We start from the raw sequence: 23735 nt of genomic DNA, 5'->3' as shown, positions 1-23735 counted from the left end.
CGGGTGTGTTGTTTGAGAACTGCACAGTGGACGCGAGCATCTTTGTTAGTAAGTGTGTAAGAGCGTACGGTGGATGCCTTGGCACCAGGAGCCGATGAAGGACGTAGGAGGCTGCGATAAGCCTCGGGGAGCTGTCAACCGAGCTGAGATCCGAGGATGTCCGAATGGGGAAACCCAGCACGAGTGATGTCGTGTTACCCGCCGTTGAATATATAGACGGTGTGGAGGGAACGTGGGGAAGTGAAACATCTCAGTACCCACAGGAAGAGAAAACAATAGTGATTCCGTGAGTAGTGGCGAGCGAAAGCGGAAGAGGCTAAACCGTGTAGATGTGATAGCCGGCAGGCGTTGTCTATGCGGGGTTGTGGGGCTCATTTTCTTGTCACTGCCGTGGCGAGCGACAGTCAGAAAAGTGTGTGTTAGCTGAATTGGTCTGGGATGGCCAACCGTAGACGGTGAGAGTCCGGTAAGCGAAAACATGTGCTCTGTTGTAGTGAGTACCCGAGTAGCAGCGGGCCCGTGAAATCTGCTGTGAATCTGCCGGGACCACCCGGTAAGCCTGAATACTCCCTGGTGACCGATAGCGGACTAGTACCGTGAGGGAAAGGTGAAAAGTACCCCGGGAGGGGAGTGAAATAGTACCTGAAACCGTGCGCTTACAATCCGTCAGAGCCTGTGAGTGCTTTAGTGTGCTGTGGGTGATGGCGTGCCTTTTGAAGAATGAGCCTGCGAGTTAGTGGCATGTGGCGAGGTTAACCCGTTGTGGGGTAGCCGTAGCGAAAGCGAGTCCGAATAGGGCGTGTTGAGTCGCGTGTTCTAGACCCGAAGCGGAGTGATCTACCCATGGCCAGGGTGAAGCGACGGTAAGACGTCGTGGAGGCCCGAACCCACTTAGGTTGAAAACTGAGGGGATGAGCTGTGGGTAGGGGTGAAAGGCCAATCAAACTCCGTGATAGCTGGTTCTCCCCGAAATGCATTTAGGTGCAGCGTCACGTGTTTCACGCCGGAGGTAGAGCTACTGGATGGCCTAGGGGGCCCACAAGCTTACCGAAGTCAGCCAAACTCCGAATGCCGGTGTGTGAGAGCGTGGCAGTGAGACTGCGGGGGATAAGCTTCGTAGTCGAGAGGGAAACAGCCCAGATCGCCGGCTAAGGCCCCTAAGCGTGTACTAAGTGGAAAAGGATGTGGAGTCGCGAAGACAACCAGGAGGTTGGCTTAGAAGCAGCCACCCTTGAAAGAGTGCGTAATAGCTCACTGGTCAAGTGATTCTGCGCCGACAATGTAGCGGGGCTCAAGTACACCGCCGAAGCCGCGGCACTCCAACACAACATCCGCACCCGACTATGGTTGGGTGTGCAGTGGTTGGGGTGGGTAGGGGAGCGTCGTGTAGCCAGGGAAGCAGCAGTGTGAGCTAGTTGTGGAGGCTGCGCGAGTGAGAATGCAGGCATGAGTAGCGAAAGACGAGTGAGAAACTCGTCCGCCGAATGACCAAGGGTTCCTGGGCCAGGTTAATCCGCCCAGGGTGAGTCGGGACCTAAGGCGAGGCCGACAGGCGTAGTCGATGGACAACGGGTTGATATTCCCGTACCCGTGTATCCGCGCCCATGATGAATCAGTTGTGCTAAGTGTCCAAATCCTCCGAGAAGGCCTTCGGGTCTCGGGTGAGGGGCTGCACACGATCCCGGTTGGTAGTAGTCAAGCGATGGGGTGACGCAGGAAGGTAGCTGGGCCAGTCAGTGGTTGTACTGGTGTAAGCCTGTAGGGCGCGACATAGGCAAATCCGTGTCGCATATAGCCTGAGAGGTGATGCGTAGCCGATTGAGGCGAATTCAGTGATCCTATGCTGCCGAGAAAAGCCTCTAGTGAGTTGGTACACGGCCCGTACCCCAAACCGACACAGGTGGTCAGGTAGAGAATACTGAGGCGATCGAGAGAACTGTGGTTAAGGAACTCGGCAAAATGCCCCCGTAACTTCGGGAGAAGGGGGACCACGCCTGGTGACGATCTTTACGGTCTGAGCTGGGGGTGGTCGCAGAGACCAGAGAGAAGCGACTGTTTACTAAAAACACAGGTCCGTGCGAAGTCGTAAGACGATGTATACGGACTGACGCCTGCCCGGTGCCGGAAGGTTAAGAGGACCGGTTAGCGCCCTTCGGGGTGCGAAGCTGAGAATTTAAGCCCCGGTAAACGGCGGTGGTAACTATAACCATCCTAAGGTAGCGAAATTCCTTGTCGGGTAAGTTCCGACCTGCACGAATGGCGTAACGACTTCTCTGCTGTCTCAACCACAGACTCGGCGAAATTGCATTACGAGTAAAGATGCTCGTTACGCGCGGCAGGACGAAAAGACCCCGGGACCTTCACTATAGCTTGGTATTGGTGTTCGGTACGGTTTGTGTAGGATAGGTGGGAGACTGTGAGGCATGCACGCCAGTGTGTGTGGAGTCGTCGTTGAAATACCACTCTGATCGTATTGGACCTCTAACCTCGGACCATGATCTGGTTCAGGGACAGTGCCTGGTGGGTAGTTTAACTGGGGCGGTTGCCTCCCAAAATGTAACGGAGGCGCCCAAAGGTTCCCTCAGCCTGGTTGGCAATCAGGTGTCGAGTGCAAGTGCACAAGGGAGCTTGACTGTGAGACAGACATGTCGAGCAGGGACGAAAGTCGGGACTAGTGATCCGGCACCGGCATGTGGAAGCGGTGTCGCTCAACGGATAAAAGGTACCCCGGGGATAACAGGCTGATCTTCCCCAAGAGTCCATATCGACGGGATGGTTTGGCACCTCGATGTCGGCTCGTCGCATCCTGGGGCTGGAGTAGGTCCCAAGGGTTGGGCTGTTCGCCCATTAAAGCGGCACGCGAGCTGGGTTTAGAACGTCGTGAGACAGTTCGGTCTCTATCCGCCGCGCGCGTCAGAAACTTGAGGAAGGCTGTCCCTAGTACGAGAGGACCGGGACGGACGAACCTCTGGTGTGCCAGTTGTCCTGCCAAGGGCACTGCTGGTTGGCTACGTTCGGAAGGGATAACCGCTGAAAGCATCTAAGCGGGAAGCCTGTTCCAAGATGAGGTTTCTCACCCACTTGATGGGTTAAGGCCCCCTACAGACCATGGGGTTGATAGGCCGGAACTGGAAGCCCAGTAATGGGTGGAGGTGACCGGTACTAATAGGCCGAGGACTTACCAACAAAGAAGCTACGCGTCCACTGTGCAGTATCTGAAACAACACACGAACTGTGTGATTGGAAGATGTTGAGGCCTCAGGCCAGTGTCTTCCGATGAGGGAGTGTCACGACACTCCCTTCGATCGGGTACTCCGAGGGCCAAGCCCTCGAAATCCCTGTCGTCACACGGGTGTGGATAGTTTCATAGAGTTACGGCGGCTATAGCGGTGGGGAAACGCCCGGTCCCATTCCGAACCCGGAAGCTAAGGCCACCAGCGCCGATGGTACTGCACTCGACAGGGTGTGGGAGAGTAGGACACCGCCGGAACATCCTTCACGATAGGGGACCCATACACTGGGTCCCCTATCGTCGTTTATATGCCAATAGTGCCCGGCGAACATCGGGCACATACCGCGAGAATTCGTGGCCGAAGCCACCCACGCGCGCAACTCAGAAAGGGACCACCGTGCCGGAACAGAACGACGGTCGGAAACCTTTCCGCCGCAACGATCCCGAGCGCGGAGGCCGCAGCGACAACCGGGGCGACCGCAGTGGCTCCGGTGACCGCGGCGGTCGGGCCCGAGGCGGATATGACGAGCGCGGAACCGGACGACGCGATGATCGCCAGGACCGCGGCGACGGGAACCGCGGCAAGAACTCCGGCGATCGTGGCAGATGGAATGACCGCGACGCCGCCCGCGGCCGCGGTGACTCCACGCGAGGCGGCGAGCGTGGCAGCTTCCAGCGCGGTGGACGCGACAGCTGGGAACCGCGTGAAGGTGGCCCGGCGCGGCGCGGACCGCGCAATGACAGCGGTGATCGTCCGCAGCGCGGCAACTGGAACCGCAGCGACGACGACCGTGGCGGATACCGGGACCGGCGGGAATCAGACCGACGTGATTCCGATCGGCGCGGATCATCCGAGGGTCGCCCGCAGTGGCGCGACCGTCGCGATGACGGACCGAGGCGCGACTCGGGTGACCGGTCCCGGAACGATCGCGGAGCCGACAACAGGTACGGCGGTGACCGCCGCGACCGAGGATCGTCGGATTATCAGGACCGTCGCGGATTCGGTCGGTCCGGCGACCGTGCCGACCGTCGTGGATTCGATGATCGTCGCCGATCCGACGACAACTCCGGTTCGCCGGCGCGCAGCGGCAACCGTGGCGGCGGCTTCCGCGGTGATCGTGATCGGGATTCCCGCCCGGAATCCGGACGTCGCGGAAACTTCGGCGACCGGCCCGGCGGATTCCGGCGGTCCGCGGACGACTCCCGCGGGGGGCGTGACAACCGTCAGTACGGTCGCGACGACCGGCAGCGCGGTACGGACGACCGATACCGGGGCGCCGGTGATCGTTACCGTGGCGGGGACGACCGCCAGCGTGGTCGTGACGACCGCCACCGTGGCGCGGATGATCGTCCGCGCGGTACGGGCCAGGGTGGTTTCCGTCGCCGCGATGATGACAGCGGACGTCCGGGCAAGTCGGGTGACCGGCCCGGTGGGTTCCGGCGCTCGGGGGACGATTCCCGCAGCGGCCGCGACGCGAACGGTGCTGGCTTCCGTCGGCGTGAACACGACGGCGGGCAGTCCGATGGCGGATACCGCGCGAAGCGCGACGACTCGGGCACCGAGGGGCGGCGCGGTGGCGGCTTCCGTCGCCGCGATGACGAATCGTTCGGCCGCTCGACCCCACGCTCTGACGCACGTGATCGCAGCTCCGGCTCCGATCGCGACTTCGGCGCCCGCGGTCGACGGGATGACAAAGACTTCGCGCCAACCGAGTCGACCGGTACCCGGAATGAGCGCGACCTGGGTGTGAGCCCGGAACCAGCGGATTCCGGTCAGCGGGGCGAGGGAGCGCCGCGACCGGAATCAGCGCGTGCGACGCAGGCTCACGAAGATCAGGCGCGATCCGACGTGTCGGGCGCGGCGCACACTCGTGACGATGAAGCGGGGACAGCGGACGCAGGACGCGCTGACGCCCGGCTGCGATCCGAGACATCGGGTGTCGAGCCCGCTCATGAGGGTGGGTCGACGGATGCAGGCCGAGCCGACGGCGACCGGCTGCGATCCGAGACGTCCGGCGTGGCGGTCGCTCGCGAGGGGGAATCGAGGAGGGCGTCGGTGGGTGCAGCGCGCACTGACGGCGACCAGGTGCGATCAGCGCGGTCGGGTGCGGTGGACGATCGTGACGATGAGTCGCGTCCGGCATCGTCGGATACTGCGCGTACCCGTGACGAGGAACTGCCACCAGAGTCAGCAGGGACGCGTCGAGATGAGTCGCGAAGCGTGTCGGAGGATTCGGCAACGCCGGCGGCTGATCCGGCGCGAATCGATGCGACCGATTCGGCTCACGCGGGCGGCGCAGCCGCATCCGTTGCGGAAGTGGGATCCTCCGGGAAGAACGCTGTCGACGATGTGCAGTCCGATCGGCCTGCTGGTTCGATTCACGAGGATCGCCCGGCTGACTTGATCGGCGAGGGTGGCGACTCCGGCCGGGAGGCGAACCGCGAGCGGGGCGCCGCCGACGGTACGCGGTCCGATCGGCGTGGCGATTCGAATCGTGCGGCTGGACCGGCAGACTTGATCAGCGACGGTGGCGACGCCGACCGCGACGAGAACCGCGAGCCCAGCGCGAGCGCGGCCTCCCGCGATAGCCTCGCCGAGGAGCGGTTCGTGGCAGCCGCACAGACCGGAGAGCGGGGCGATGTGGCCGACAACGGTGACCGTAACCGGCGCGAAGGCGGCTGGAACGAACGTGGGCCGAAGCGGCGCGATGAAGGACATCGCGGCGACGACCGCGGTGGCGATAGGCGACGCGGCGGCGAGGGTGGCCGGTCGCCGGGCGGTCGGATGATGGATCGTCGTCCGCCCCGCCCCGAAGAGCCGGATCTGCCCGACGACGTCCAAGCCTCTGATCTGGACACCACGATCCGGCGCGACCTGCTGAGCTTGGACAAGGGCAACGCCGAAACCGTTGCCAGGCATCTGGTGATGGCCGCGCGACTGCTCGACGACGATCCGGGCCTGGCCCTCGCGCATGCGCGTGCCGCACGGCAGCGGGCCGGTCGCATCGCGGTGGTCCGGGAAACTGCCGGTGTGGTGGCCTATCACGCCGGTGAATGGGCCGAAGCCCTGTCGGAGCTGCGCACCGCGCGGCGCATGTCCGGTGGTTCCGGGCTGCTCGCGGTGATGGCCGACTGCGAACGCGGACTCGGCCGTCCCGAACGCGCCATCGAACTGGGGCGTAGCGAGGAAGCCAGGGCACTGCGCGGCGACGAGGCCACCGAACTGCGCATCGTGGTGGCGGGCGCCCGCATGGATCTCGGCCAGTACGACCAGGCCGTGGTCACCCTGCAAACCAACGAACTCGACCCGGCCCGCACCGGCTCGGCAGCCGCGCGCCTGTTCTACGCCTACGCCGACGCCCTCGTCGCCGCCGGCCGCACCGATGAGGGCCTGACCTGGTTCCTCAACGCGGCCGCCGCCGACCTCGACGGCGACACCGACGCCGAAGAACGCGCCGCCGAACTCACCGGAGATGCGTAGCCGGACAGAGCGGCCGGTGTTCATAGCGTTTCGGTGGTAGGCGGCTCACGTCACCGACTCACGAGGGATGCGTAGCCGTCCGTGGCGGCGGGTGTTCGTACGGTCTCGACGTGGACCGCTCGCGCCGAACTCACCGGCCACGCACCTGGTCAGAGGGCTGGTGTTCTCCGCTGTAGGTCCAACGTGCCCGCCGGAGTCACCGAGGGCGCGTAGCCGGGCGGGAGCGAGAGTCCGAAGTGATCCGGCGATAGATCGCGCGCTGTTTGGACCGACCACGGATGCAAAGGCAGGATGGCCGGTGTTCATCGTGTCTCGGTGGCAGATCGCTCGCGCTGCGGGCCTGCCGGAGATGCGTAGTCGTGCACGGCCGCGGGGGTTCGTGCGGTCTCGCACGATAGATCGGTCAGGTCGGCGACTTCGCTGGGACGTGCAGCTGGTCAGGGTGGCTCGTATTTCTCGATCGTCGGTCCCGACGCGCTCGCTGAAGCCGCCGAGGGCGCGCAGCCAGGGCAGGTGGCGGGAGTCATAGCGTTCGGCGGTAGTCGCCCGCGCCATCGGACTGGCCAGGGATGCGATGGCCGGGAGGGCTGGTGTTCTCGGCTGCTGGTCTCGACGCGCCCGTCGGATGCACCGTGGGCGCGTAGCCGGTAAGGCGGCCGGTGTGTGAAACGTTTGGTGGCAGATCCAACGATTGTTCGACTCCGCAACGCCTGCCCGGTGTATTCGACCCCATGCGTGAGCCGCTCGTCGGCGTTGTCGCGGTCGCTCCAGCTGCCCCGCACGATGGGTGCGGATCCGCCGGTGAGACATCGCACCCGGATCTCGCGGGGTGCGCCCGATCGGCGAATGGCGTTCTCGACCGAGAATGCGTCGATCGGCACCGGTCGTGCTCGGGACGGGGGCGGATGGGAGGATCGGGCGGTGCGAGGGAGTGATGTGATGCGGTTGCGGGACGGGTACGGTGCGCTGCTGCTCGATCTGGACGGGACGCTGTATCGCGGGCCGGATGTGATCGACGGTGCGCCGCAGGCGTTGGCGGGTGGGGCGCAGCGGCTGGTGTATGTCACCAACAATGCGAGCCGCGGGCCGGGAGCAGTGGCGCGGCATCTGGCCGAGCTCGGCTATCAGGCCGGGACCGAGGACGTCGTGACGAGTGCGCAGGCGGCGGCGCGGCTGCTGGCCGAACGGCTGGCGCCGCGGGCGCAGGTTCTGGTCGTCGGCACCGATGATCTGGCCGCCGAGGTGACCGCGGCCGGGTTGAGTCCGGTGCGCCGGTTCAACGGTTCGGTTCCCGCTGCGGTCGTGCAGGGGCATTCGCCGCAGACCGGTTGGCCGGATCTGGCCGAGGCCGCCTATGCGTTGCGCGCGGACGCGCTGTGGGTCGCCGCCAACACCGATAGGACGCTGCCGAACGAACGTGGTCTCGCACCGGGCAACGGTGCGATGGTGGCGGCCTTGCGCGCCGCCTCCGATCGTGAGCCGATCGTCGCGGGCAAACCGTACGCGCCGCTGCTCGAGGACGCGCTGGTGCGGGCGGGTACGCGCGATGCGCTGGTCGTGGGCGATCGCCTCGACACCGATATCGAAGGCGCGCAGCGGGTGGAGCTGGATTCGCTGCTGGTGCTCACCGGCGTGAGCACCCTCGCGGAGTTGCCGGAGCTGTCCGCGGACCTGCTGCCCACCTATGTGGCGGAGAGCTTGGATGCCCTGAACCGGCCGCCGGTGCCGATGGTCGGCGGTATCGGTGATCTCGCCGACACGTTGCGCGACAATCCTGGTCGCGCCGTGACGGTACGCGCGTCCCGTTCCGAAATCCGATAGCGTTGTCGCCACGATGAGTACTCCCACGCCCCGCCCGCCTCTGCCCGGCCCTCGACCAGGGGCGCCGCTGCCCGGTCAGCATCTGCCGGGTGCGCAGGGACGTCCGGAACCGGCCGACCCCGACCGTATTCGCACCGAGATCGATGCGCTGCTCGGTGAACTCACGGTCCGCACGGGTGTGGTCGACACCGACCCGGACAGCGGCACCGATATCAGCAGGCGGGCACACATCCTGGAACAGGCACACGAGGTCCTGGTGCAGGCGCTGGCGACGGTGGACAAGATCTGAGGTGGCCAGGCGCGCACGAGTGGACGCCGAGCTGGTCCGCCGCGGATTGGCCAGATCGCGAGAACATGCGGTCGAACTGATCGGCGCGGGCCGCGTCCTGATCAATGGCACCGTCGCGGTGAAACCGGCGACGGCTGTCGAAGCCGGGACCCCGCTGCTGGTGCGGGAGCAGCCCGATGAGGTGTCGTGGGCTTCTCGGGGCGCGCATAAACTGCTGGGTGCGCTGGAAGCGTTCGAGCCGGGCGGGCTGACCGTCACGGGGAAACGCTGCCTGGACGCCGGTGCGTCGACCGGCGGATTCACCGATGTGCTGTTGTCTCGTGAGGCGCGTGAGTTGGTCGCCGCCGATGTCGGCTACGGCCAGCTGGTGTGGCGGTTGCAGAACGACGACCGCGTCCGGGTGTTGGATCGCACCAATGTGCGCACTCTGACCGCCGAGGCGATCGGCGGTCCGGTGGAGCTGGTGGTCACCGACCTGTCGTTCATCTCCCTCGCGCTGGTGCTGCCCGCACTGGCCGCGTGCGCGGCGCCCGGTGCGGACCTGCTGCCGATGGTGAAGCCGCAATTCGAGGTAGGCAAGGAAAGAGTAGGCTCCGGCGGTGTGGTGCGCGATCCGGCGCTGCGCGCCGAGGCGGTGCGCACGGTGGCCGCGGCCGCGGGAGAACTCGGATTGCGCACGTTGGCGGCGGTGGCCAGTCCACTGCCCGGCCCGTCGGGCAATGTCGAGTATTTCCTGTGGCTGCGCAAAGACGGACCGTTCGACTATGACGAGGCGGCGGTCGCGGCCCTGGTCGAGCGTGCGGTTGAGGAGGGTCCACAGTGAACGCGCTGACGGGCGAGACCGGCGGGCGGGAAATCCTGCTGGTCTCGCATCCGGGGCGGGCGGAGATCATCGAGACCGCGCATCGGGTGGCGAAGATCTTGGCCGATGCGGGTATCGGTCTGCGGGTGCTCGCCGATGAGGCCTACAGCACCAAGTTCGAGGTGGATCCCGGCGTCACCGGCGGCTATCCGGTGCGGGTCGTCGAGCACAAACCCGACGCCGCGCTCGGCTGCGAGATGGTGCTTGCCCTCGGTGGTGACGGCACCTTCCTGCGCGCCGCCGAACTGGCGCGCACCGCATCGGTGCCGGTGCTGGGAATCAATCTGGGGCGCATCGGTTTCCTCACCGAAGCCGAGGCCGAACATCTGGACGAGGCACTGGCGCAGGTGGTGCGCCGCGACTACCGCATCGAACAGCGCATGACCATCGACGTATCGGTCCGGGTGGACGACGAGGTGGTCGAAACCGGTTGGGCGCTCAACGAAGCCAGTATCGAGAACGCCGCCCGCATGGGCGTGCTGGAAGTGGTGCTCGAGGTCGATGGCAGGCCGGTCTCGGCATTCGGCTGCGATGGCATCCTCATCGCGACGCCCACCGGATCGACCGCCTACGCGTTCTCCGCTGGCGGGCCGGTGGTGTGGCCGGAGCTGGAGGCGCTGCTGGTGATCCCCAGCAATGCTCATGCCTTGTTCGCGCGGCCGCTGGTGGCGAGCCCGGATTCCCGTATCGCGGTCGAATCCGTTGCGACGGGCCACGATGCGATAGTTTTCCTGGATGGCAGGCGCACCCTCGCCCTGCCGAGGGGTGGTCGGGTGGAAGCGGTCCGCGGCGCCGAACCGGTGCAGTGGGTGCGGTTGGATTCCGCGCCGTTCGCCGACCGGATGGTGCGCAAATTCCAATTGCCCGTGACAGGCTGGCGTGGCCGACGGCGAACGGAGAGCACACGTGCTGACAGAGATCAGGATTGACGGACTCGGGGTCATCTCCACGGCGACCGCGCAATTCCATGAGGGTCTGACGGTCCTGACCGGCGAGACCGGCGCCGGAAAGACGATGGTGGTCACCAGTCTGCATCTGCTGAGCGGCGCCCGCGCCGACGCCGGGCGGGTCCGGTTGGGTGCCTCGCGGGCGGTGGTGGAGGGCCGGTTCACCGTCGACGAGGTGAACGAGGCGGCGCGCGCGGAAGTGGGCGAGGTGTTGGAAGCCGCTGCCGCCGAACGTGACGACGACGGCAGTGTGATCGCGATCCGCACGGTCGGCAGTGACGGCCGGTCCAGGGCGCATCTGGGTGGTCGCGGTGTGCCCGCGTCGGTGCTGTCGGACTTCACGGCGCCGCTGCTGACGGTGCACGGCCAGAACGATCAGCTGCGCTTGCAGCGCCCGGACCAGCAGTTGAATGCGTTGGACCAGTTCGCCGCCGATACTGTGGGGCCGCTGCTGCGCAAGTATCAGCAGTATCGCCGGGCGTGGCTGGATGCCCGCACCGAACTGCTCGAACGCACCGCGCGCAGCCGCGAACTCGCGTTGGAATCCGAGCGGCTCGAACATTCGCTGGCCGAGATCGACGGCATCGCACCGGAACCGGGCGAGGACCAACGGCTCGTCGCCGAGATCCGCAGGCTCAGCGATCTGGATTCGCTGCGCGAGGCCGCCTCCACCGCGCATGACGCGCTGGCCGGTCCGGCCGACACGCCCGAGACGAACTCCGGCGCGCTGGATGCGTTGGGGGTGGCGCGGTCTCGGCTCGAATCGGCCGACGACCCGGCGCTGGCGGCGTTGGCGCCGCGCCTGGGTGAGGCGATCGCGATCGTGGTGGATCTGACCACCGATCTGAGCGGTTATCTCTCGGATCTGCCGTCCGACCCCGGTGCCCTGGATTCGATGCTGACCAGGCAGGCCGAACTCAAAACGCTCACTCGCAAATACGCACCCGATATCGACGGTGTCCTCGCCTGGGCCGCCGAATCGCGGACCCGGCTGGAATCGTTGGACGTCTCCGAGGAGACGCTCGCATCGTTGGCCAAGGAGGTCGAGGCGGCCGCGGACAAGGTGCGGTCCGCGGCGGGCAAGCTCTCGGCGGCGCGAACCAAAGCGGCGGGCAAACTCGCCGCGGCGGTGAGCGCGGAACTCGGCGGGCTCGCCATGGGTAAGGCGCGGCTCGAGGTGCAGGTGAATCAGGTGCCCGCCGCGCCACAGGATTCGGCGCCGTTGACCATCGGGGATACCGAATTGCATGCCGGGTCGTCCGGGGTGGACGAGGTCGAGTTCCGGTTGTCGGCGCATTCGGGGGCGCAGTCACTGCCGTTGAGCAAGAGCGCTTCCGGTGGTGAGCTGTCGCGGGTGATGCTGGCGTTGGAAGTGGTGCTCGCCGGTGGGGAGCACGGCGCGACGATGGTGTTCGACGAGGTCGACGCCGGTGTCGGTGGCCGGGCGGCGGTGGAGATCGGGCGCAGGTTGGCCCGGCTGGCGCGCACCCATCAGGTGATCGTGGTGACCCACCTACCGCAGGTGGCGGCCTTCGCGGATACACATCTGGTGGTCAACAAATCCGATGACGGTGACGGTGCGGTCAATTCCGGTGTGCGGGCACTGACCAACGATGAGCGGGTGATCGAATTGGCGCGCATGCTCGCGGGTCTGGACGATACCGAGACCGGGCGCGCGCACGCCGAGGAACTGTTGCAGATCGCGCGGTCGGAGCGGGCGACCGCACGCTGAGTGCCTCCGCCGCCCGCCGCGCTGGTGGGCGCTGTCGTCACGCGCTGTCGGAGCGCTCCTGTGCGTCTCAGTGGTGCCCGCGGTGCGGTGGGTGTGGCAGCTCGAAACCGTGTGAAGGCGGCCGGACTCAGCGGTGGACAGTGCGATGACCGCGTCGGCCGGTCGGAAATGACACATGGTCGCGTCCGGTCGACCCGGACGCGACCATGTGTCGTCGGCGTTTCAGCTCAGCGAACAGCCTTCTTGGCGCCGCTGATGAACTGGCTGATGAGCACCCGCAGACCGGCCTCGAGCACCTTGGCGGGCACGGGGAGCGTCGGATCGGATTCCATCGTGTAGGTGACCCTGGTGCCGCCCTCGGTGTCGGCGAAGGTGACGATGCCGACGTGCCGCTTGACCGGTGCGCCCTTGACGACCTTGTACTCCATGCGTTCACCGGGAACCAGCTGGGTGATCTCCTCGGTGATGCCGACCGGGCCGATGCCCAGCTGATGCTGCGCGCCGACGCCCTCGCGTTCGGTGGTGCCCGGCGTGACCAGTTTGACCTGGATCGGCAGATAGGGGCTCATGCTCTCGCGGTCGGCGAACAGCCGGTACACGACCTCCCGCGGCGCGGCGATGACGGTATCGACGGTGGTGCTGGCCATGACGTCTCCTCTTCGGATATCTGTGACCCGGAGAATACGGGTATACCTGTGCGGCGCGAAAGGCGCACCCGAGGTAAGTGCGGGCAGTCGGTGTCAGTTCTGGTTCGGCAATTGTGCGAGCACCTCGGCGACCTCTTCCCGTGGTGGGCGGCCGATTTCGACGACGATGCCGTTCTCGTCGGGTGCCAGCGGCTCCAGGGTGTCCACTTGCGACCGGAGCAGTGAGGTCGGCATGAAATGTCCCGCGCGATGGCGTATCCGGTCGCGGATCTGGTCGGTGTCGCCGGTGAGGTGGACGAAGATCACGCCTTCACGCCGCAGGACGTCACGGTAGCTGCGTTTGAGCGCCGAACAGGTGACGATGCCCGGCCTCCCGGCCGCCTGACGGGTATCGATCCAGGCCGCGATCCGGCGCAGCCACGGCCAACGGTCCGCATCGGTGAGCGGTGTGCCCGAGGCCATCTTGGCGACATTGGCTTCGGGATGCATATCGTCGCCCTCGAGCATGTCCCAGCCGAGTTTCTCCGCGAGCAGCCGCGCCACCGTCGACTTGCCCGATCCGGATACGCCCATAACCACCAGCACCGTCGTACTCATACGACCACGCTCAGCGCCAGCACTCCGGCCAGACCGCATACCGATATCAGGCATTCCATCACCGTCCACGTCTTCAGATTCTGCGCCACCGTCAAGCCGAGATACTCCTTCACCAGCCAGAACCCCGCATCGTTGACATGCGAGAGGAACAGCGAACCGGATCCGATCGCCAGCACCATCAGTGAGACATGGGTGTTGGACAGGTCGGCGGCCACCGGCGCGAGAATTCCGGACGCGGTGACGGTGGCGACCGTAGCCGATCCGGTCGCGACGCGGATCAGGACCGCGACCAGCCAGGCCAGGAACAGCACCGGAAGGCTGCTGCCCTGGATGGCGTCGGCGATGAGATCGGCGATGCCGGTATCGACGAGGACCTGTTTGAAGCCGCCACCGGCGCCCACGATCAGCAGGATGCCCGCGATCGGCGGCAGCGAGTTGTTCATGGTCTCGGCGAGGTCGTCGCGGCTCATCCGCGCGGTGTAGCCGAGCAGCACGATGCCCGCGAGCAAGCCGATACCGAGCGCGACGACGGGGGTGCCGAGGAAATCGAGAGTGGACTTCAGCGCGGAGGTCGAGTCGGGCGCGATGACGTCGGCGAGAGTTTTGCCGAGCATGAGCACCACCGGAAGCAGGATGGTGCCGATGGCGATCAGGAACGGCGGCTGTGGCTTCTTGTCGGCGGCATCATCATCGTCGTCTTCGTCGCCGAACATCTCAGGGACCGGAACATCGACCCAGCGCGCGGCGAGGATGCCGAACAGCGGGCCCGCGACGATGACGGTCGGGATCGCGACCAACACGCCGAAGGCGAGGGTGAGGCCGAGATTGGCGTCGAGGGCGTCGACCGCGACCAGCGGACCGGGGTGGGGCGGCACCAGGCCGTGCATCGCCGACAGGCCCGCCAGGGTGGGGATGGCGATGCGCATCAGCGGCAGCCCGGAATGGCGGGCCACGATGATGATCACCGGCATCAGCAGCACGACGCCGATCTCGAAGAACATCGGCAGACCGATGACGGCGCCGACCAGACCCATCGTCCACGGCATCAGTTTCGGGCCGGAGAGATTGAGCAGGGTGTCGACCACACGCGACGCGCCACCGGAGTCGGCCAGAAGTTTGCCGAACATCGCGCCGAAGCCGATCAGGATGCCGACACTGCCCATCGTCGAGCCGAAACCGACGACGAAACTGGCGACCGTATCGGACGCGCCGGACCCGGCGCCGATCCCGACGCCGATGGCGCCGACGGACAGGGCGATGAACGGATGAATCTTGAGCCAGGTGATCGCGGCGACGATGACGACGATTCCGGCGACCGCGGCGGTGACCAGGTGCACGGTGTTCACGCCGGTACCCTACGTGTCCGCGGGCCTTTCGCCGTGACAGACACGTTTTCGGTCGCCGGTGGGTTGCTGGTGGCGACTCGCCGGTAGCGGGAGGTGTGCATTGGTATCACAGTGACGAATGTGGTACCGGGTTCGGCGCGCCTCCACCAATGGTTGAGGGTTTGCGGCCATCATCGGCCTCATGAAGATGCTGGCGTTGTTGTCGAAGAACACCGAGACGCTGCCCGGTCGCACCGGAATAGCCCGCGTGGACCGCAACACCCGGCGTCTGCTCAAACGTGTCGGCCCCGGCGATATCGTGGTGCTCGACGAAATGGATCTGGATCGGCTCACCGCCGACCGGCTCGTCGAAGCGGGTGTGGTCGCGGTGATCAACACCTCGCCGTCGATCTCGGGACGCTATCCCAATCTCGGCCCGGAAGTGCTGGTGGCCAACGATATCCTGCTGCTGGACACGGTGAGTTCGGATGCGTTCTCCAAGATCAAGGACGGCGCCAAGATCCGTATCGACGTCGGCGTCGTCTACGCCGACCGACTCACCAAGAAGGAACCCGAAGTCCTCGTCGAGGCCATCGAACTCACCGAGGCCGCCATCGCGGAGCGGATGATCGAGGCCCGCAATGGTCTCGCCGATCATCTGGAAGCCTTCGCCGGCAATACGATCGAGTTCGTCCGCACCGAATCGGCCCTGCTCATCGACGGCATCGGGGTGCCGGAGCTGGAGCTGGACATGCGCGGGCGGCATGTGGTCGTCGTCGGTGACGGGCCCGGCCACGCCGATGATCTGAAGAAGCTCAAACCGTTCATCAAGGAGTACGCGCCGATCATGGTCGGGGTCGGGCGCGGCGCCGACACCCTGACCAGGGGCGGCTACCGCCCGGACCTGATCGTCGGTGACCCGGACGAGATCACCACCGCGACACTGAAATCCGGCGCCGAAGTGATCCTGCCCGCCGATACCGACGGTCACGCGAAGGGCTTGGAACGCATCCAGGATCTCGGTATCGGTGCGACCACGTTCCCGTCCTCCGGCGCGCCCGCGGATCTGGCCTTGTTGCTGGCCCACCATCACGGTGCGGCGCTGATCGTCACCGCGGGTGCGGCCGCCTCGTTGGACGAATTCTTCGATCGCGGCCGTCGCGACAGCAATCCGGCGACGTTCCTCACCCGGCTCAAGGTCGGTTCGACGCTGATGGACGCCACCGCGGTGTCCACGCTCTACCGCAACCGGGTCTCCGGCACCGCGATCGCGCTGGTGGTGCTCGCCGCGCTGATCGCGGTGATCGTGGTGGTGCTGGCCTCGAGTTCCGGCGCCGAGGTGCTGGACTGGGGCGTCGACACCTGGAATCGCTTCGCGGTGTGGGTCCAGGGCCTATGGGGTGGGGGAGGGGCGTGATCTCGTTTCGCCAGCATGCGGTGTCGATCGCCGCGATCTTTCTCGCGCTCGCCCTCGGCGTGGTGCTCGGCTCCCAGACCCTTGCCTCGGACCTGCTGTCGGGTCTGCGTAGCGATAAGGACGATCTGCGCACCCAGGTCGACACCCTCACCGAACAGAACCAACGGTTGTCCGGCCAGATGAACGGCGCCGACGCCTTCCTCGCCCATTCCGCGCAGCGGATCCTCGGCGGCACCCTCGCCGACCGCAGCGTCATCGTGTTCACCACCCCCGACGCCGACCCCGGTGACGTCGACGGTGTCGTCGCCGCCTTGCAGACCTCCGGCGCCGCCATCACCGGCCGGATCGCCTTCACCGACGCCTTCGTCGACGCCACCGAGGGCGACCGGATGCGTTCCACCCTCACCAACATCATCCCGGCGGGCGCCGAACTGCGCACCGGCGCCGTCGACCAGGGCAGTATGGCCGGTGATCTGCTCGGCCTGGTGCTGCTGGTGGATCCGGCCACCGGGCAGCCGCGCAGCACCCCGCAGGAACTGGGGCTCTCCCTCGAGACGCTGCGCGGCGGCGGGTTCCTCGCCTACGGCGACACCCCCGTGCAACCGGCCCAGCTCGCCGTCATCGTCACCGGCGACGGTGCGAAGGCCGAGGAGAACAGTCGCGGCGCCAATATCGCCCGCTTCGCCGGAACTCTGCGCGCGCGCGGCGCCGGCACGGTGCTGGCAGGCCGCGCCGGAGCCGCCGAAGGCTCCGGCCCGCTCGCGGTGGTCCGCGCCGACGCCCCTCTGGCGGCCACGGTCACCACCGTCGACAACCTCGACCGCGAACTCGGCCGCATCACCACCGCCCTCGCTCTGTCCGAACAACTCGAAGGCCGCACCGGCCGCTACGGCACCGGCCCGACCGCCACCGCCCTCACCCTCGCCGCCATGCCAGGCTGAGCCCCCCAACGGTCTCCGACGAGTGGCACCTGGCTGCGGCAAACGCGAGAAGGCCCCGCGCTCAGGTGTCACTCGACGGTGTTGATCGGGGTTCTTCGGCGTATCGGCAGCATCGTGGCCATGCGTGGGGAGCGCGGTGGGTGACCTCGGTCGCAGGGGATTCGGGTGGTTATGGCCGATCTGTGGCGATCGGGTGGCAAACCGGGCGTGGCGTACAGGTGGGGAGCGGTTTCGTGTTACCGTGAAGACCCGTGGGTCAAACACGGATTCAGTCGCGGACAGCCACCAAACACATCTTCGTCAGTGGTGGTGTCGCCTCCTCACTCGGTAAGGGTCTTACCGCCTCCAGCCTCGGTCAACTGCTGACCGCGCGGGGACTGCGGGTCACGATGCAGAAGCTCGATCCGTACTTGAACGTCGATCCGGGCACCATGAATCCGTTCCAGCACGGAGAGGTGTTCGTGACCGAGGACGGTGCCGAAACCGACCTCGACGTCGGCCACTACGAGCGCTTCCTCGACCGGGACCTGTCCCGCGACGCGAATGTGACGACCGGGCAGGTCTATTCGTCGGTCATCGCCAAGGAACGCCGCGGCGAGTACCTCGGTGACACGGTGCAGGTCATCCCGCACATCACCGACGAGATCAAGGCCCGCATCCTGGCCATGCGCGGTCCGGACCTCCAGGGCCATGAGCCGGATGTGGTGATCACCGAGATCGGTGGCACCGTCGGCGACATCGAATCGCAGCCCTTCCTCGAGGCCGCCCGACAGATCCGGCACGACGTCGGCCGCGACAACGTCTTCTTCCTGCACGTCTCCCTGGTGCCGTACCTGGCGCCGTCGGGTGAACTCAAGACCAAGCCGACCCAGCATTCGGTGGCCGCGCTGCGCAATATCGGTATCCAGCCCGATGCGCTGATCCTGCGCTGCGACCGTGAGGTCCCGCAGTCGCTCAAGAGCAAGATCGCGCTCATGTGCGATGTGGAGGTCGACGCCTGCATCTCCACCCCGGACGCGCCCTCGATCTACGACATCCCCAAGGTGCTGCACCGCGAGGGCCTCGATGCCTATGTGGTGCGCAAGCTCGGGCTGCCGTTCCGCGATGTGGACTGGACGGTGTGGGGTGATCTGCTCGACCGCGTGCACTCGCCGCGCGAAACCGTCGAGGTCGCGCTGGTCGGCAAGTACGTCGACCTGCCCGACGCCTACCTGTCGGTCACCGAGGCGCTGCGCGCGGGCGGGTTCGCGTCGCGGGCGAAGGTGCAGATTCGCTGGGTGCAGTCCGACGACTGCGAGACCCCGGCCGGAGCGCAGGCCGCGCTGCGCGATGTGGACGCGGTGCTGATCCCCGGCGGATTCGGCATCCGCGGTATCGAGGGCAAGGTCGGCGCCATCCACTACGCCCGCACCCGCGGGCTGCCGCTGCTCGGGATCTGCCTCGGCCTGCAATGCATGGTGATCGAGGCAGCCCGCTCGGTGGGCCTCACCGACGCCAACTCGGCCGAATTCGAGCCCGACACCACCCACCCGGTGATCTCCACGATGGCCGATCAGGAGCAGGCGGTGGCCGGTGAAGCCGACCTCGGCGGCACCATGCGCCTCGGCGCCTACCCCGCGGTGCTGACCAAGGGTTCGGTGGTGGCGCAGGCCTACGGCGCCACCGAGGTGTCGGAGCGGCATCGTCATCGCTTCGAGGTGAACAACGCCTACCGCGACAAGATCGCCACGAGCGGCCTGGCATTCAGCGGCACCTCGCCCGACGGGCATCTAGTCGAATTCGTCGAACTGCCCGCCGACAAGCATCCGTTCTTCGTCGCCACCCAGGCGCATCCGGAACTCAAATCGCGTCCGACCCGTCCGCATCCGCTGTTTGCGGCGCTGATCGCGGCGGCGTTGAAATACAAGGCGGCCGAACGTCTTCCGGTCGACATTCCGGGTGAAGAATTTGCCGATGCGGGCGACCAGGCGTCGTAGATGACGGATAATCCCACCGTGCCGGGCACTCACGATTTCGAGACGATATCCAGCCGCACGGTGTATTCCGGGGCCATCCTGGCGCTGCGGCTGGATCAGGTGGCGATGCCCGGTGGGCGGGTCGCCGAACGTGAGGTGGTCGAACATCACGGCGCCGTCGCCGTGGCCGCACTCGACGATGACGACAACATCGTGCTGATCCGCCAGTACCGCCATCCACTCGGCACCCGCCTGCTGGAACTGCCCGCCGGGCTGCTCGACATCGATGGCGAGGATCCGCTCGAAGCGGCCAAGCGTGAGCTGGCCGAGGAGACCGGGCTGGCGGCGCGGGAATGGTCGGTGCTGGTGGATGTCGCGCTGTCGCCGGGCTTCACCGACGAAGCGCTGCGCGTGTACCTGGCGCGCGGACTGCACGACACCGATCGGCCCGAACCCGAACACGAGGAAGCCGATCTGGAGCTGGTGCGGATGCCGCTCACGGAGGCGGTGCGGGCGGCGCTGGCGGGCGAGATCGTCAATGCCACCGCCGTGGCCGGAGTTCTCGCGGTGTCGGCGGCGCGGGCCGAGGAGCTGACACCACGTGCGGCCGATGTGCCGTGGTCCGGGCAGCCGACCGCCCTGTTGCGCAGGCAAGCACGCCGGGCGCGGGACTGACGGGCCGCGACGGTGCGGGAGGTGGACGCCTACCTCGACCATCTGGCAGTCGAGCGGGGCGCCGCACGCAACACCCTCACCGCCTACCGGCGTGACCTGGGCCGGTATCGGGATTTCCTGGCCGGGCGCGGTATCGGTGAACTCGACGCCGTCGCCGAAAGCGATGTCGCCGAGTTCACCATGGCGCTGCGCTCCGGCGGTGCCGGGCATCCGCCGCTGGCGGCCGGTTCGGTGGCGCGAGCCCTGATCGCGGTGCGCGGGCTGCACCGGTTCGCCACCGCCGAGGGCATGACGAGCACCGATGTCGCGCATGCGGTGAAACCGCCCGCACCGGGACGCAGGCTGCCCAAGGCGTTGCCCTACGAGGATGTGCTGAAACTGTTGGAGGCCGCCGGCGGCGACTGCGGCACCAGCGGTGAGGGGGTGGCGCGTGGACTGCGGGACCGGGCCCTGCTGGAGCTGCTGTATTCGACCGGCGCGCGGATCTCGGAGATGGTCGGGCTCGATGTCGACGATCTCGATATGCCCGAGCGGGCGGTGGTGCTGCGCGGTAAGGGCGGTAAACAACGGATCGTGCCGATCGGACGTCCGGCGCTGGCGGCCGTGGACTCCTATCTCGTGCGCGGACGTCCGGTGCTGGCGGCCCGTGGGCGCGGTAGCGCCGGTGCGCTGTTCCTGAACGCGCGGGGCGGACGGCTGTCACGGCAGAGCGCCTGGCAGGTATTGCAGAGCGCGGCCGAACGGTCGGGTATCGACGCTGGCGTCTCCCCGCACACACTGCGGCATTCGTTCGCCACCCATCTGCTCGATGGCGGCGCCGACGTGCGAGTGGTGCAGGAATTGCTCGGCCACGCCTCGGTGACCACCACCCAGATCTACACACTGGTCACGGTGACGACCCTGCGGGAGGTGTGGGCCACGGCCCATCCGCGGGCACGGTGAGCGCCGCGGGAACAACGCCGTCGGCGGCTCCGGGATCGCGCTCGCGTGCCCTCGACGGGACCGGATGAACGGCCCGCGCGCCTGGCTCGATGCGCCTTCGACGGTGCTCCGCAATGGCGACGACAGCGAACAGGTAGCGTTTTGTTATCCGTGACGCGGCGTGGCGTTGCGAACACGCCGGTCGGACTCACGGCACTCGAGTACGAACAAGCGGTAGCGTCTACCGAGAGCTGGACCATCCGAAAGTGAGGTCGTGCACTGATCGGCCTCGCTACGCTCGGCGGGGAACGAGCAGGAACGTCAAAGGAGCAGCGGATCGTGACGACAGCCGGAGCGGCAGAGCCGCCGATGGGTGCTGGGACGGAGCCGCTTACGGACGCGGGCACGGGATTCGACGCCGATACCGGCACCCCCTCGGTATGGGGCAACGCCGCCGAACCGGCACCGGTCCCCGACGATGTCGAACTCGGACCCACCGGGCGTCCGTTGCGACTGGTTCCCGAACCACCCGAGGCGGCACCGAACGGCGATGCCCTGATCATCGCCATGTGCAATCAGAAGGGTGGCGTCGGTAAGACCACCTCCACCATCAATCTCGGCGCGGCCTTGGCCGAATACGGTCGCAAGGTGCTGCTGGTCGATCTCGACCCGCAGGGCGCGCTGTCGGCGGGACTCGGTGTGGCACACCACGACCTCGAGCTCACCGTGCACAACCTGCTGGTCGGCAACAAGGTCGCCATCGACGATGTGCTGATGGAGACCAGGGTCGAGAACATGGACCTGCTGCCGAGCAATATCGATCTGTCGGCGGCGGAGATCCAGCTGGTCAACGAGGTCGGCCGGGAACAGACCCTCGGGCGGGCACTGGAATCGGTGCGCTCGCGCTACGACTACATCCTCATCGACTGCCAGCCCTCGCTCGGGCTGCTCACGGTGAACGCGCTGGCCTGCTCGGACGGTGTGATCATTCCGATGGAATGCGAATACTTCTCGCTGCGCGGGCTCGCCCTGCTCAACGACACCGTGGAGAAGGTGCGCGACCGGCTCAATCCGCGGCTGAGCCTGTACGGCATCGTCGTCACCATGTTCGATGCGCGGCTGCTGCATTCACGGCAGGTCATGTCGCGGGTGGTCGAGGTGTTCGGCGATCTGGTGTACGACACCGCGATCTCGCGTACCGTCCGGTTCCCCGACGCCAGTGTCGCCGGTGAGCCGATCACCACATGGGCGCCGAAATCCGGTGGCGCCGAGGCGTATCGGGCGATGGCCAAGGAAGTCATCCACCGGTCCGGCCGGTGACCGGAGCGTCCGAGCCAGCACTGTCGACCAGCACCGATCAGCCCGGCTCCACCGATTCGAGCGCGGGCGCCGAACCCGAACGCGCGTCCGGATTCCATCTGCGGCTCAGCAATTTCGAGGGGCCGTTCGATCTGCTGCTGACCCTGATCAGTCAGCGTCGTCTCGATGTCACCGAGGTGGCGCTGCACAAGGTCACCGACGAGTTCATCGCCTACACCAAGGCATTGACCGCCGATCTGGCGCAGCAGCCAGCGCTGCGTGCGGACAAGATCCTGGATCAGACCACCGAGTTCCTGGTGGTGGCGGCGACCCTGCTCGATCTGAAGGCGGCGCGGCTGCTGCCCTCGGGTGAGATGACCGACGCCGAGGACCTGGAACTGCTGGAGGCGCGCGATCTGCTGTTCGCCCGGCTGTTGCAGTATCGGGCGTTCAAACAGGTCGCCGAACTGTTGGGGGAGTTGGAGGCGGCGGCGCTGCGCAGGTATCCGCGGGCCGTCGGACTCGAAGACCGGTTCACCGATCTGCTGCCCGAGGTGACCCTCGGCGTGGACGCCGCCGGATTCGCCGAGATCGCGGCCGCGGCATTCCGGCCACGGCCGGTGCCGACGGTGGGTCTCGACCATCTGCACGCGCACGCCGTCTCGGTGGCCGAACAGGCCGCGATCGTGCTGGAACGGCTCAAAGAGCGCGGTGCGGGCGGCTGGACCACCTTCGCCGAACTGGTCGCCGACTGTGGCGCACCGATCGAGATCGTGGCCCGCTTCCTCGCACTGCTCGAGCTCTATCGCGGTAAGACCATCGAGTTCGATCAGCCCGATCCGCTGGGCCCGCTGGCGGTGAGCTGGATCGGCGAACAGCCCGACGACGCGCACCACGCGGACGCGGTGACCATCGAAGAGGACTACGGATGACCGAGGCAGTGGCAGAGTTCACCCCCGAACCGCTCGGCGACGACGAATTCCGCTCGGCGCTTGAGGCGGTTCTGCTCATCGTCGACACTCCCGCCCCGGTAGAACAGCTGGCGGCGGCCCTCGACGACACCACCGAGCGGGTGGAGCGCACCCTGCGGGAAATGTCGGCGGAACTGTCCGCGCGGGGCAGTGGGATCGATCTGCGTTTCGCCGGTGACGGGTGGCGCTTCTATACTCGCAGCGAGTACGCACCGTATGTGGAACGGTTGCTGCTCGACGGCGCCCGGTCGAAATTGACCAGGGCCGCCTTGGAAACGTTGGCGGTGGTGGCATACCGCCAGCCGGTGACCCGGACCAGGGTCGGCGCGGTGCGCGGCGTGAACGTCGACGGCGTGATGCGCACCCTGCTGGCCAGAGGGTTGATCGCCGAAGCAGGCGTCGACCCGGAGACCAACGGGACGCTCTACCGCACGACCGAACTGTTCCTGGAACGGGTCGGACTGGCGTCACTGAGCGATCTGCCAGCACTGGCGCCCCTGCTACCGGGCGTCGACCTGATCGATGAGATCAACGAGAGCCTGGATACGGACCCCCGCTACACCAGGCTGAAGAAACCCGCCGAGGACGACATAAACCTCGGCACCGAGGATTGACAGGACAAC

18 protein-coding genes and 2 rRNA genes are annotated in these 23735 nt (G+C 66.6%); 16 read left to right on the top strand and 4 right to left on the bottom strand.

All coding sequences use genetic code 11. The features are described from left to right. Positions 1-46 precede the first annotated feature (46 nt). A 23S ribosomal RNA gene (locus QH168_RS22875) occupies positions 47-3186 on the top strand. 187 nt (positions 3187-3373) lie between these two features. Then, positions 3374-3490, top strand: a 5S ribosomal RNA gene (gene rrf, locus QH168_RS22870). Positions 3491-4079: 589 nt separating this feature from the next. On the opposite strand, the gene QH168_RS22865 is transcribed toward rrf, so the two are convergent. After that, the gene (locus QH168_RS22865) at positions 4080-4739 is read right to left on the bottom strand and encodes a hypothetical protein (protein WP_280236820.1); all 660 of its coding nucleotides are present in this window, start codon (positions 4737-4739) and stop codon (positions 4080-4082) included. A 1101-nt stretch (positions 4740-5840) separates the two neighbouring features. Between QH168_RS22865 and QH168_RS22860 the strand changes: the two genes are divergently transcribed. From QH168_RS22860 to recN, 6 genes are all read left to right on the top strand, one after another. Next, positions 5841-6713 (top strand): tetratricopeptide repeat protein, encoded by an 873-nt coding sequence (locus tag QH168_RS22860; protein ID WP_432421156.1) that lies wholly within the window; start codon positions 5841-5843, stop codon positions 6711-6713. A 936-nt stretch (positions 6714-7649) separates the two neighbouring features. Next, a complete protein-coding gene (locus tag QH168_RS22855; protein WP_432421158.1) occupies positions 7650-8534 on the top strand; it encodes an HAD-IIA family hydrolase in 885 nt (294 codons plus the stop codon). A gap of 13 nt (positions 8535-8547) precedes the next feature. Further along, positions 8548-8823: a hypothetical protein gene (locus tag QH168_RS22850; RefSeq protein WP_280236819.1), complete on the top strand. Its 276-nt coding sequence runs from the start codon at positions 8548-8550 to the stop codon at positions 8821-8823. Between the two features lies 1 nt (position 8824). Next, entirely contained in the window at positions 8825-9646 is an 822-nt protein-coding gene (locus QH168_RS22845) for a TlyA family RNA methyltransferase (RefSeq protein ID WP_280236818.1), read from the top strand. Next, on the top strand, positions 9643-10614 hold the full coding sequence (locus QH168_RS22840; RefSeq protein ID WP_280236817.1) for an NAD kinase: 972 nt from the start codon (positions 9643-9645) through the stop codon (positions 10612-10614). The genes QH168_RS22845 and QH168_RS22840 overlap by 4 nt, the downstream gene beginning before the upstream one ends. After that, a complete protein-coding gene (recN, locus tag QH168_RS22835) occupies positions 10592-12364 on the top strand; it encodes a DNA repair protein RecN (protein ID WP_280236816.1) in 1773 nt (590 codons plus the stop codon). The genes QH168_RS22840 and recN overlap by 23 nt, the downstream gene beginning before the upstream one ends. Positions 12365-12591: 227 nt before the next feature. Here recN and QH168_RS22830 read toward each other — a convergent pair whose 3' ends face one another. The 3 genes from QH168_RS22830 to QH168_RS22820 all read right to left on the bottom strand — a co-directional run bounded on the left by QH168_RS22830 (position 12592) and on the right by QH168_RS22820 (position 14954). Beyond that, on the bottom strand, positions 12592-13011 hold the full coding sequence (locus tag QH168_RS22830) for an SRPBCC family protein (RefSeq protein WP_280236815.1): 420 nt from the start codon (positions 13009-13011) through the stop codon (positions 12592-12594). A 93-nt stretch (positions 13012-13104) separates the two neighbouring features. Continuing rightward, a complete protein-coding gene (locus QH168_RS22825) occupies positions 13105-13608 on the bottom strand; it encodes a gluconokinase (protein WP_280236814.1) in 504 nt (167 codons plus the stop codon). Further along, positions 13605-14954 carry a GntP family permease gene (locus QH168_RS22820; RefSeq protein WP_280236813.1) on the bottom strand — a complete coding sequence of 450 codons (1350 nt, stop codon included), beginning with the start codon at positions 14952-14954 and terminating at the stop codon, positions 13605-13607. The genes QH168_RS22825 and QH168_RS22820 overlap by 4 nt, the downstream gene beginning before the upstream one ends. A 181-nt stretch (positions 14955-15135) precedes the next feature. Between QH168_RS22820 and steA the strand changes: the two genes are divergently transcribed. From steA to scpB, 8 genes are all read left to right on the top strand, one after another. Then, positions 15136-16350: a putative cytokinetic ring protein SteA gene (gene steA, locus QH168_RS22815; protein WP_280236812.1), complete on the top strand. Its 1215-nt coding sequence runs from the start codon at positions 15136-15138 to the stop codon at positions 16348-16350. Continuing rightward, a complete protein-coding gene (locus QH168_RS22810; RefSeq protein WP_280236811.1) occupies positions 16347-17291 on the top strand; it encodes a copper transporter in 945 nt (314 codons plus the stop codon). Before steA ends, QH168_RS22810 begins: the two co-directional genes overlap by 4 nt. A gap of 251 nt (positions 17292-17542) precedes the next feature. After that, positions 17543-19267: a CTP synthase gene (locus QH168_RS22805; protein ID WP_280236810.1), complete on the top strand. Its 1725-nt coding sequence runs from the start codon at positions 17543-17545 to the stop codon at positions 19265-19267. Next, complete coding sequence (locus QH168_RS22800; protein WP_280236809.1) at positions 19268-19921, top strand: NUDIX hydrolase; 654 nt, start codon at positions 19268-19270, stop codon at positions 19919-19921. Positions 19922-19933: 12 nt separating this feature from the next. Next, positions 19934-20863, top strand: coding sequence for a site-specific tyrosine recombinase XerD (xerD, locus tag QH168_RS22795; protein WP_280236808.1), 930 nt, complete (start codon positions 19934-19936; stop codon positions 20861-20863). A gap of 318 nt (positions 20864-21181) precedes the next feature. Further along, complete coding sequence (locus QH168_RS22790; RefSeq protein ID WP_280236807.1) at positions 21182-22162, top strand: ParA family protein; 981 nt, start codon at positions 21182-21184, stop codon at positions 22160-22162. Further along, the gene (locus QH168_RS22785; protein ID WP_432421155.1) at positions 22159-23073 is read left to right on the top strand and encodes a segregation and condensation protein A; all 915 of its coding nucleotides are present in this window, start codon (positions 22159-22161) and stop codon (positions 23071-23073) included. Before QH168_RS22790 ends, QH168_RS22785 begins: the two co-directional genes overlap by 4 nt. Beyond that, the gene (scpB, locus tag QH168_RS22780) at positions 23070-23726 is read left to right on the top strand and encodes an SMC-Scp complex subunit ScpB (protein WP_280236806.1); all 657 of its coding nucleotides are present in this window, start codon (positions 23070-23072) and stop codon (positions 23724-23726) included. The genes QH168_RS22785 and scpB overlap by 4 nt, the downstream gene beginning before the upstream one ends. Positions 23727-23735: the final 9 nt, after the last annotated feature.

This window comes from Nocardia cyriacigeorgica, assembly GCF_029868385.1.
Lineage (GTDB): Bacteria > Actinomycetota > Actinomycetes > Mycobacteriales > Mycobacteriaceae > Nocardia > Nocardia cyriacigeorgica_F.
The sequence above is the reverse complement of the archived record's forward strand: the minus strand, read 5'-3'. Positions and strand labels throughout refer to the sequence as shown.